The following is a 9,999-nucleotide window of genomic DNA, read 5'->3' as shown; positions in this document are numbered from 1 at the left end:
GTGGGGGGCGGATCGTGGTGGCCACGGCCCGCCCGCCGCCCGGCCGAGTCCCGGCCGGCTCGCGGGCCGTCCAGCGTCCGCCCCGGGCCGCTCCCCCACCGCCCCGGCGCCCGCCCCGCCCCGCCCCGCCCCGCGCCCGGTCCCGCCGTCCCGGACCGTCCCGGACCGTCCCGGAGCTGTCGGCCCGGACCCGACCGGCCCGGGAGAGCGGGTCCGGGAAACCGCTTTGCGAAACTGGTCCCGGCGACCGGACAACCCACGGCGGACCCCAGCGCGTTCAGCAGCCGTGAGAACGACAGCGAGGACCCGGCGGCCACGGCCGACCGGCAGGACCGCCGCCACCGACGTGGCGGCACGGGCGACGGAGACGGCGGCGGGAACGGCATGGCGGGGGCGGCGGGATGACGGACGCGACACCGGACTTCGAGGAGTTCGTCGCCGCCCGCAGCCCCCGGCTGCTCCGGATGGCCTGGCTGCTGACCGGCGACCCGCACCAGGCCGAGGACCTGCTGCAGACGGCCCTCGCCAAGGTGTGGCCGCGCTGGGAGCAGATCTCCATCGACCGGCCCGAGGCGTACGTCCGCAGGGTTCTGGTGAACGCGCACGTCTCGTGGTGGCGCCGCCGCTGGCACGGGGAGCTGCCGCACGAGCGGCTGCCCGAGCCGCCGACGGCCGCGGACCCGTTCGACGACGTGGTGACGGGCCAGGTGGTGGCGGCCGCCGTCCGGGCACTGCCGGCCCGGCAGCGGGCGGTGGTGGTGCTGCGCTTCTTCGAGGACCTCAGTGTGGAGGACACCGCCGAGGCGCTGGGCTGCAGCACGGGCACCGTCAAGAGCCAGACGCACCGCGCCCTGCAGGCGCTGCGCGGCCGGCTGCCCGCCCGGGAACTGCTCCTGGACGGGGGGCGTCGTGACGGAGCCTGAGTTCCCCGCCCGGGACGCCCCGGACCGGGAGGCACCCGGGGACCGTGAGGTGGCGGACGAGCTGCGGGTGCTGCTCCAGCTGGCGCCCCCGCACCTGTCGGCGCCCGAGGACCGGATGGAACGCGTGCTGGCCCGGGCGGCCCGCACCCGCCGGCGCCGTCGCCGGGCCGCCCTCGCGGGCGGGCTGGCCGTCGGCCTGACCGCGGCCGTGCTGGCGGCGGCCCCGGCGCTGGCGCCCGCTCCGGGGGGCTCCTCGCTGCATCCGGCCGCCTCCGGCCCGGCCGGCGACGCGGTCCCGTCCGGCGGTGCGTCACCGAGCACCCCGCCGGGCAGCTGGCCCGACGGCAGGACCGGCGACGGCCTGACGATCCGTTTCACCCTGCTCGACGACATCGCGATGGACGTCCCGTTCGGCTGGTACGGCCTCACGGCGCTGCCCGGCAGCGGGCAGTCGGAGCCCCTCGGCTACCTCTCCTCCCAGCAGCTGGCCGGGGCGGCCGACTGCCCGCGCCCGGACAACCTGCAGAGCCCGGTGTGCATCACCGCGGGAGTGCTCGCCGACGAGGGCGTGGTCATCGCGCTCCGGGTGATCCCCGAGCAGAACAACGCCGAGAAGCTCCTGGGCCAGCCACCGGTGCTGGAGGCCGCGCCGACCGACAAGGACTGCGTCCTGCGGGGCGGCACCCAGCAGCTGCGCGGGTTCCAGGCGCTCCTGGTGTCCGGGCGGGCGGAGCTGGTCCAGCTGACGGCCTGTCTGCGGCTTCCGTCGTCCGAGACCCTCACGACGCTGAAGCGGACGGTCACCTCGATCCGCCCGGCCGAGAAGGCGCCGTCCGCGTCGCCCGTCCCGGTCACCCGGGCGAAGTGATCCCGGGGGCGCGCCACCGGCCCGGCGCGCCCTCCGGTGACCGCCCGGCCGTAACCCGGGTGGCGGAGCCTCGTTGGACGGGGCATGAAGAAGCGCAGCATGCTCGCCGTCGCCTCGCTCGCCGTCGGCGTCGTGGCCTCCCTGACCGCCCCCAGCGCCCACGCCGCCGTCGCGGACGGCGCGGGCGACCTGACCGGCCCGCTGCGGAGCGGGCCGCTCGCCTCGGTGCCGGACGCCCTGCCGGGGCAGCTCGGGGAGGCCGGCGCCGTGGTCGGCCAGGCCACCGGCCACGTCACGGGCGAGGCGCCGGGCCTGGTCGGCCTGCCGGTCTGACGGACGGCGGGCCGACGCCGGGTCAGCCGAGCGGGGTGCCGAGGTCCTGGGTCCAGTAGGGGCCCCCGGGTCCGGTGGCGACGCCGATGCCGACGTCCTTGAACGCGCAGTCCAGCATGTTCGACTGGTGGATGCCGCCGTCCATCCAGCGGGAGAAGACCACGGCCGGGGCGATCGGTCCCCGGTCGAGGTTCTCGCCCCACTGCGACCAGCGGTAGCCGGCCGCGGTCAGCCGGGTGTCCGGCCGGCCGCCGTCGGGGGCGACGTGGTCGAAGTAGCCGCGGGCGGCCATGTCCTCGGCGTGCTTCTGGGCGGCGGCGTGCAGCTTCGGGTCGATGTGCAGCGGGCCGCAGCCCCGCCTGGCCCGCTCGGCGTTGACCAGGTCGACCAGCTGGCGTTCCTGGTTCGCCGGGGCGGCCGGGGCGGTGCTCGGCCGGGCACTGCTCGGCGCCGGGGTCGGGCTCGCGGCCGCAGGGGGTGCCACGGCGGACGACGGCGTCGCGCCGGGGCCGGTCGTCGGCGGCCCGGCCTCCGGGCTCGGCGCGGCCGATTCGGCGGGTGCGGCGGGCGGCGGTGCCAGGACGTCGGGGGCGGTGGCCGGGCTGGCCGGTCCGGGCCCGGTGTCCCCCGGTCCGGTGTGCTGGGGCCAGACCATCGCCAGCGTCGCCGCGGCGAGCACCGCCGCCGTCCCGCCCGCCAGCACCGTCCGCCGCCGGGCGAGCCCGCCCCGGCCGCCCGGTCCGCCGGCCGGGTCCCCGGGCACGGACGGCGGGCCCGCCGCCGCACCGGACGCGCCGCCCGAGGAGCCGCCGGACGCACCGGCGGCGCCCGGGGACCCGGTGGCCGCCGCGCCCGCGGACTGGAGCGCGAGCCCGCCGGGGGCGTCCATCGGCACCGGGACCAGTGCCAGACCGGCCAGCAGCCCCTCGGCCGGGACGAGGTCGCGGGCCAGCCCGTCGCAGGCGGCGCAGCCCCGGACGTGCCGGGCTGTGCGCTTGCGCCAGACCGAGTCCGGGGTGCCGTCCCAGCCGGTCGTCAGTTCCGTGAGCTCCGGGCAGCGCGGGTAGGCGGTGAGCGCGCGGACCACCACCCGGCCCGCCTCCAGCTGCTTCTTCATCCGCTGGACGCGGACGGCGGCGTGCTGCGGCGTCAGGTCGAGCACCTCGGCGAGCTCGGCGCGGGTGAGCTCGCCGGCGGCCTCCAGCCACCACAGGGCGAGCAGTTCCCGGTCGTCCGGGTCCAGCCAGCGGGTGGCCTCGGCGACCTCCCGGCGCTGGCCGGAGAGGCCGAGCCGCAGGATGGTCAGGTCGGTGAAGTCCGCGCCCGGGTCTGCCAGTTCCCAGCTCTCGTCCAGGCCGCCGACGGCCGCCTGCTGCTGGCCGGTGGAGCGGCGGCGGACCTGGTTCATGGTGATCGCGACCAGCCAGGACCGGAACGCCTCCGGGTCGCGCAGACCCTCCAGGCCGTCCAGCGCCCGGATCATGGTCTCCTGGGCGACGTCGTCCACGTCGGCGTGGCCGTTCAGCGCCCGGCCGGCGACGTTGTAGACCAGCGGGAACCAGGCGGCGACCAGCGCCTCGCGCGCCCGGGGGTCGCCCGCCTGGGCCGCGAGCACCAGGGGCGCTCCGGCGCCGCTCTGCACGTCTACGTTCATGGGTCCGCACTCCGTCTTGCTGTCGTCCGTCCGCCGCTGCCTCCTCGGAGACCTCTGGGGAGTGCTCAGATAACAACAATTCCCGCTGATTCGGAAAATCGGCGGCCCGCCGCCGCCCGGCGGGCCCGGGCGGCGGTCGGGAAGGGGCTCCGGACGAGCTCCGGACGGGCCCCGCACAGTGGCCAGAACGGGCCCCGGACAGCGGCCAGGACCGGGCTCAGGACGGTGCGGCGAAGACCTGGGTCCACCAGGGCCCGCCCGAACCGGTCCGGACGCCGACGCCGATCTGCCGGAAGGAACAGTTGAGGATGTTGGCGCGGTGGCCCGGGCTGTTCATCCAGGACTCCATCACCGCCGCCGGATCCTTCTGGCCGCGCGCTATGTTCTCGCCCCAGGTGCTCCAGCGGTAGCCGGCCCCCTCGATGCGCTGGTCGGCGTGGGTGCCCTCGGGGCTCGCGTGGTCGAAGAAGTTGCGGTCGGCCATGTCGTCGCTGTGGACCTGGGCGGCGGTGGCCAGCCGGGCGTCGGCGGTGAGCGGTCCGCAGCCGGCCCGCGCGCGCTCGGCGTTGACCAGGTCCACCACCTGCTGGGCGAAGGAGCCGTTGGCGGAGCCGCCCGGCTTGGCGGTCGTGGTCGGACGCTGGGCGGTCGACGAGGGCTTGGCGCCGGGCGCCGCCGTGGCGGTGCTGGCGGCGGTGGCCGTGGGCACGGCCGACGCGGGGGCGGTCGGGGGCTGCGGGCCGGCGCCGTCGCCGGGCGCCGGGCTCGCGGCCGGGTCGCGCGGCGCGGTGGAGGCCGTGGCGGCGGTGCCGGGCGCCGTGGAGGCGCTGTGGCCCGGGGTGGCGGCCGGGGCCGAGGGCGTCGCGGGGGCGGCGGGAGCGGTGCCGGCCGAGGGGCCGGCACCCGCCGCGCGCGCCTGGTCGGTGGCGGCCGGGGCCGGGTCCGGCCCGCTGAGGCCCGCGCCGGGCACCTGGATGCCGTTCAGGTCACCGGCCTCCGCGTCGATCAGCGGCTCGTGGGCGACGGCCTGCACGCCGGTGTCGCCGCCCTCCTCGCCGCGGTACACCGCGTACCCGGCACCGGTCAGGGCCGCGATCACGCCCGTCCCGGCGACGGCCGCGACCACGGCCACCACCGGCCCGACCCCGCCGCGCCGGCGCCGTCGGCCGTGGCCGCGCCGCCGTTCCGCGGCACGGCGCCCGGAGCGCCCACCGGGGCCCGGGTGCCCGGTCGCGGGGAGGATGGTGGTCCGGTGTTCGCTGTTCACCTGCGCACGCTTCCTGTGTTCGGTCCGTCGGGTCCGCCGGAGGGTCCGGCGGACGGGTGCCGACACGAGGGAGACCTGCGGGCGGTGACCGGATAACAGAAAAGTGCGAACGGATTTCCGAACGGGGGCGGCGGACGGCCGCCCCCGTTCGGCTCAGGCCCCGGCCGGGGGCATGTCGTAGGTGAGGAACCGGGTGCGGGTGGCGACCTGGTCGTACTTGCCGCGGGCCCGGTAGTTGTCCTCCGCGGTGATCCAGCGGACGGCGTTCCAGCCGCGCTCGGCGGCGATCTCGCGCAGCCGGGCGAGCAGCAGGTCGACCGCGCCGGTGCCCCGGGCGGCGGGGGCGACGAACAGGTCGTCGAGGAAGCCGGCCACCGCGCCGTGCAGCGGGCGGACGAAGGGCCGGTAGTGGGCCAGCCCGACCGGGGTGCCGTCGGCGTCACGGACCAGCAGGCCCTCCAGCTCGTGGGCCGGGTCGGTGAGCCAGGACCAGACCAGCGCGGCCTTCTCGTCCGGCATCGGCACCCGGTAGAACGCGCCGTAGCCGCGGTACAGCTCGCGCCAGGCGGCGAAGTCGGCGTCGGTGGGCGCCCCGACGGTCCAGCCGGCCGGGGCGGCGACGGTGCTGACGGCGGTTTCCGGGGTCATGCGGAACTCCCTCTGATCGGTGGCCGGTGGGGGCCGGATGCGATGCGTGCCAGCATGACGGCCCGTCATCTGCCGCGCCGATCGACAGCGCGGCCAAGAACCCCACCCTTCCACGCCGATCCGTCGTCCGGAGCGTTCTCGGCAGGGCCGGGGGCGGCCCGGCGCGCGCCGGCGCCCCGGATCGCCGATCCTGGACGCCCGGCCCGCCGACGGGCCGCTCCCGAGGAGGCCGCGATGCTGCTCCGCCGGCTGGCCCTGACCTCGCGCGCCGTCGCGGCCGAGCCCGGCCGCCGGGCGAAGACCGGGCTGCTCGCCGACTGCCTGCGCGAGCTCGGCCCCGACGAGGCTCCGGCGGCGGTCGCGCTGCTGTCCGGCGAGTCGCAGCGACTGCGCACCGGCCTCGGTCCGGCCGCCCTGCGCGACCTGCCGCCGCCCGCCGCCGAACCCCGGATGGGGGTGCGCGAGACGGAACGGGCGCTGGAGGCGATCGCCGCGGTGCACGGGCCCGGCGCCCGGGCGGAGCGGCACCGGCTGCTGACCGGCCTGTTCGAGCGGGCCACCGACGCGGAGCAGGCGTTCCTGCGCGCCGTCCTGGTCGGCGACCTGCGCCAGGGCGCGCTGGACGCGGTGGTCGCGGACGCGGTGGCGCGGGCCGCCGGGGTGCCGGCCGCCGCGGTGCGCCGGGCGCTGATGTTCCGCGGCTCCGCCCGGGCGGTCGCCGCGGCCGCGCTGACCGGCGGGGAACCGGCACTCGCCGCGTTCCGGCTGGAGGTGGGCCGGCCGGTGCGGCCGATGCTGGCGGCCTCCGCCCCGGAGGTCGGCACGGCCCTGGAGCGGTTCGCCGGACCGGTGGCCCTGGAGTGGAAGCTGGACGGGATCCGGGTGCAGGTGCACCGCGACGGCCGGGACGTCGGCGTCTTCACCCGGTCGCTGGACGACATCACCGCCCGGGTGCCCGAGGTGGTGGAGGCGGCGCTGGCCCTGCCGGTGCGGTCGGCGGTGCTGGACGGCGAGGCGATCGCGCTCGGGCCGGACGGCCGGCCGCGGCCGTTCCAGGAGACCGCCGCCCGCACGGCGGCGCGCCGCGACCCGCAGCGGCTGCGGGCCGAGGTCCCGCTGAGCGTGCACGTCTTCGACCTGCTGCACCGGGACGGCGAGGACCTGGTCGACCGCCCCGGGCGGGAGCGCTGGGCCGCGCTGGACGGGGCCGTCCCGGCCGGGCTGCGGGTGGCGCACACCGAGACCGGGGACCGTGACGAGGCGCTGGCGTTCTTCGAGGACGCCCTCGCGCACGGCCACGAGGGCGTGCTGGTCAAGGACCCGGCGGCCGGCTACCAGGCCGGACGGCGCGGCGCCGGCTGGGTCAAGGTCAAACCGCGGCACACCCTGGACCTGGTGGTGCTGGCCGCCGAGTGGGGCAGCGGGCGGCGGCAGGGCTTCCTCAGCAATCTGCACCTGGGCGCGCGGGCGGGCGGCGAGGCGGGGCTCGGCCCGTGGGTGATGCTCGGCAAGACCTTCAAGGGGCTCACCGACGCGACGCTCGCCTGGCAGACCGCGGCGCTGCTGGAGCGCGCGGTGGAACGGGATGCCTGGACCGTCCGGGTGCGGCCCGAGCTGGTCGTGGAGATCGCCTTCGACGGGGTCCAGCGCAGCCCGCGCTATCCGGCGGGGCTGGCGCTGCGGTTCGCCCGGGTGGTGCGCTACCGGCCCGACAAGAGCGCGTCGGAGGCGGACACCGTCGCCGCCGTCCGGGAGATCGCCGCCGCGGAGGGGCTCGGCTGAGCGCCGGGCCGCACCGGAACGGTCCCGGACAATTCAGCTGACGGTCAATCAAACTCCGTTTTTCGCAAAGTCGTTCACGAGCATACCCAAATCGGCCATTCTGCGCGGGTTGGCCGTCCACTCTTCGTGTGCGACGGGAAGCGGGGATAGCTTGGCCGGGACAGCGGAGGGCGGCCCGGCTCCGGCGGACCGACCGGTGCCACACCACGGAGAGGTGTCCGACATGCAGGTGAACGTCGAGCGGGACCGCTGCTGCAGCTCCGGCCAGTGCGTCATGACGGCGCCCGGGGTCTTCGAGCAGGACGAGCGGGACGGCCTGGTGAACGTCCACCGGCCGGCCGTCCCCGCGGCCCTGTTCGAGGACGTACGCCTCGCCGCCGACCTCTGCCCGGGCGGCGCGATCACCGTCACCGAGGACGACGCTCCCGGCACCACCGTCTGACCCGGCCGCCCGGGGGTTCGCGACCGGCCCTCCCGCCGTCTCCCACCGCCTGCCACGGGCCTCACCTGTCACGCGAGGAGACCACCTTGAGCATGTCCACCGTTCCCGTCACCCCGATCCCGGCCCGGCGCGACACGGCCTGCCCGTTCGCGCCGCCGCCCGCGTACACCGAAGCCGCCGGCACCGGCCCGGTCAGCCGCGCGGAACTGCCCGACGGCAGCCCCTGCTGGCTGGTGACCGGCTACCAGGAGGTCCGCACGGTGCTCTCGGACCGCCGGTTCAGCGCCGACGTCCGGCGGCCCGCCTTCCCGTTCCTCGTCGAGGGCCGGCGCGAGCTCATCGCCGCCAACCCCTCGTTCCTGCGCCTGGACGACCCCGAGCACGCCCGGCTGCGCCGCATGGTCACCGGGGAGTTCCTGGTCAAGCGGGTGGAGGCGATGCGCCCCGGCATCCAGCGGATCGTGGACGAGGCGCTCGACCGGATGACGGCCGGGGGCGGTCCGGCCGACCTGGTCGCCGACTTCGCGCTGCCGGTGCCCTCGCTGGTGATCTGCCTGCTGCTCGGCGTCCCCTACGAGGACCGCGAGGCGTTCCAGGCGAACAGCCGGCTGCTGCTCGCCACCGAGGCCGCCGGCGAGGACTTCGCCCGGGCCCAGAAGGAGATGCTCGACTACCTCGCCGGGCTCGCCGAGCGCAAGCGGTCCGAGCCCGGCGAGGACATCCTGAGCCGGCTGGCGGCGCGCGACGACCTCACCGTGCGGGAGATCGCCGCGACCGGGGTGCTGCTGCTGGTCGCCGGGCACGAGACCACCGCCAACATGATCGCGCTCTCCACCGCGCTGCTGCTGCGCCACCCCGAGCAGGCCGCCCGGCTCGCCGACCCGGCGGCGGTGCCCGGGGCGGTGGAGGAGTTGCTGCGGCTGCTCACCATCGTGCACACCGGCGTGCCGCGGCTGGCGGTGGAGGACGTCGAACTGGGCGGCGCCCTGATCCGTGCCGGGGACGGCGTGATGGCGATGCTGTCGACGGCCAACCGGGACGACCGGCTGTTCGGCACCGAGGGGCACCCGGGCGCGGACGAGGTCGACCTCGCGCGGGACGCGCGCCGGCACGTCGCCTTCGGCTTCGGGGTGCACCAGTGCCTGGGCCAGCCGCTGGCCCGGGCCGAGCTGCAGATCGCGCTGGCCACCCTGTTCCGGCGGCTGCCGGGGCTGCGGCTCGCGGTCGCGCGGGAGGCCCTGGAGTTCCGCGCCGATGCGCTGATCTACGGCCTGAGGGCGCTGCCGGTCGCCTGGTGAACGGCTCGGCCGGCCGGGCGGTGCGGGGCGCCGGATCCGCCCGGTTGGCCGTCTCCGGGGTGCGGAGGCAGGCTTGAGGGGCGAGACAGACCGGCCGAGGAGACGGAGCCCGTGATGACCGACATGAGCGCACGCTCCGAGGTGAGCACCGACCGGGACGAGGACGTCCGCGCGGCCGACCCCGAGGAGGGCATCACCTCGATGCAGAACCAGCACGCACAGGACACCTCGCAGGCGGAGGGCGAGCCCCGGGAGGAGCCGGCGGCGGGCGGCTGACCCGCTCCGGCACCGCTTCGACCACGTCGGCAGACGAGTTGCCACAAGGCCGCCCGATCCCGAGGGCGGCCTTCGCGACCGCCGGTGTCGCTGCCCGGGCGGCGACGGACCGGCGGGGGAGGATGGGCGCATGACCGAACAGCAGCAGGGCACGGCAGGGCAGGTACCGGGCCCGGCGGGCGGGACGGCGGGACGGGTGGAGCCCCCGCTCGACCCCAGGGCCTCGTGGGCCACCTGGACCACCCAGTCGATCATCAGCGGGCCGGGCGGGGTGACCACCGTCGAGGTCGGCCCGATCTCGGGCGACCTCACCGTGCACACCACCTGGGCCGACGGCGAGGCGCGGCTCACCGTGCAGTACACCGGGGCGCTGGACTGGTACTCGGTCGCGGGCAGCCCCGTGCCGGCGGCCGACGAGACCACCGCCCGGGCCGTCCACCAGGCGATGGTGAACGCCGTGAAGACGGGCCGGGGCGCCGGGGCCCCGCAGACACCGGCGGGCTGACCC

The 9,999-nt window shown here is 77.2% G+C and carries 11 protein-coding genes; 8 read left to right on the top strand and 3 right to left on the bottom strand.

Translation table 11 applies throughout. The annotated features are described in order from the left end of the window. Window positions 1-401 precede the first annotated feature (401 nt). The 3 genes from ACFXAM_RS35475 to ACFXAM_RS35465 all read left to right on the top strand — a co-directional run bounded on the left by ACFXAM_RS35475 (window position 402) and on the right by ACFXAM_RS35465 (window position 2,124). Window positions 402-923 (top strand): SigE family RNA polymerase sigma factor, encoded by a 522-nt coding sequence (locus ACFXAM_RS35475; protein ID WP_380297664.1) that lies wholly within the window; start codon window positions 402-404, stop codon window positions 921-923. Next, window positions 910-1,791: a hypothetical protein gene (locus ACFXAM_RS35470; RefSeq protein WP_380297663.1), complete on the top strand. Its 882-nt coding sequence runs from the start codon at window positions 910-912 to the stop codon at window positions 1,789-1,791. Before ACFXAM_RS35475 ends, ACFXAM_RS35470 begins: the two co-directional genes overlap by 14 nt. Before the next feature lie 84 nt (window positions 1,792-1,875). Next, the gene (locus ACFXAM_RS35465) at window positions 1,876-2,124 is read left to right on the top strand and encodes a hypothetical protein (RefSeq protein WP_380297662.1); all 249 of its coding nucleotides are present in this window, start codon (window positions 1,876-1,878) and stop codon (window positions 2,122-2,124) included. 22 nt (window positions 2,125-2,146) lie between these two features. On the opposite strand, the gene ACFXAM_RS35460 is transcribed toward ACFXAM_RS35465, so the two are convergent. From ACFXAM_RS35460 to ACFXAM_RS35450, 3 genes are all read right to left on the bottom strand, one after another. Further along, a complete protein-coding gene (locus ACFXAM_RS35460) occupies window positions 2,147-3,778 on the bottom strand; it encodes a sigma-70 family RNA polymerase sigma factor (protein WP_380297660.1) in 1,632 nt (543 codons plus the stop codon). A 217-nt stretch (window positions 3,779-3,995) separates the two neighbouring features. Then, window positions 3,996-5,045 carry a CAP domain-containing protein gene (locus ACFXAM_RS35455; protein ID WP_380297658.1) on the bottom strand — a complete coding sequence of 350 codons (1,050 nt, stop codon included), beginning with the start codon at window positions 5,043-5,045 and terminating at the stop codon, window positions 3,996-3,998. Window positions 5,046-5,198: 153 nt separating this feature from the next. Continuing rightward, complete coding sequence (locus ACFXAM_RS35450) at window positions 5,199-5,693, bottom strand: GNAT family N-acetyltransferase (RefSeq protein ID WP_380297656.1); 495 nt, start codon at window positions 5,691-5,693, stop codon at window positions 5,199-5,201. 234 nt (window positions 5,694-5,927) lie between these two features. Here ACFXAM_RS35450 and ACFXAM_RS35445 point away from each other — a divergent pair, with 234 nt between their 5' ends. From ACFXAM_RS35445 to ACFXAM_RS35425, 5 genes are all read left to right on the top strand, one after another. Continuing rightward, window positions 5,928-7,475, top strand: coding sequence for an ATP-dependent DNA ligase (locus tag ACFXAM_RS35445; protein ID WP_380297654.1), 1,548 nt, complete (start codon window positions 5,928-5,930; stop codon window positions 7,473-7,475). Window positions 7,476-7,698: 223 nt separating this feature from the next. Next, entirely contained in the window at window positions 7,699-7,917 is a 219-nt protein-coding gene (locus ACFXAM_RS35440; RefSeq protein WP_380297667.1) for a ferredoxin, read from the top strand. Between the two features lie 92 nt (window positions 7,918-8,009). Further along, complete coding sequence (locus ACFXAM_RS35435) at window positions 8,010-9,215, top strand: cytochrome P450 (RefSeq protein ID WP_380297652.1); 1,206 nt, start codon at window positions 8,010-8,012, stop codon at window positions 9,213-9,215. Window positions 9,216-9,329: 114 nt separating this feature from the next. After that, window positions 9,330-9,491 carry a hypothetical protein gene (locus tag ACFXAM_RS35430; RefSeq protein ID WP_380297650.1) on the top strand — a complete coding sequence of 54 codons (162 nt, stop codon included), beginning with the start codon at window positions 9,330-9,332 and terminating at the stop codon, window positions 9,489-9,491. A 196-nt stretch (window positions 9,492-9,687) separates the two neighbouring features. Then, the gene (locus ACFXAM_RS35425; protein ID WP_380297665.1) at window positions 9,688-9,996 is read left to right on the top strand and encodes a hypothetical protein; all 309 of its coding nucleotides are present in this window, start codon (window positions 9,688-9,690) and stop codon (window positions 9,994-9,996) included. Window positions 9,997-9,999: the final 3 nt, after the last annotated feature.

Origin of the sequence: Kitasatospora sp. NPDC059462 (assembly GCF_042749955.1) — a bacterium.
Lineage (GTDB): Bacteria > Actinomycetota > Actinomycetes > Streptomycetales > Streptomycetaceae > Kitasatospora.
This window is presented reverse-complemented; position numbering and strand designations above follow the sequence as displayed.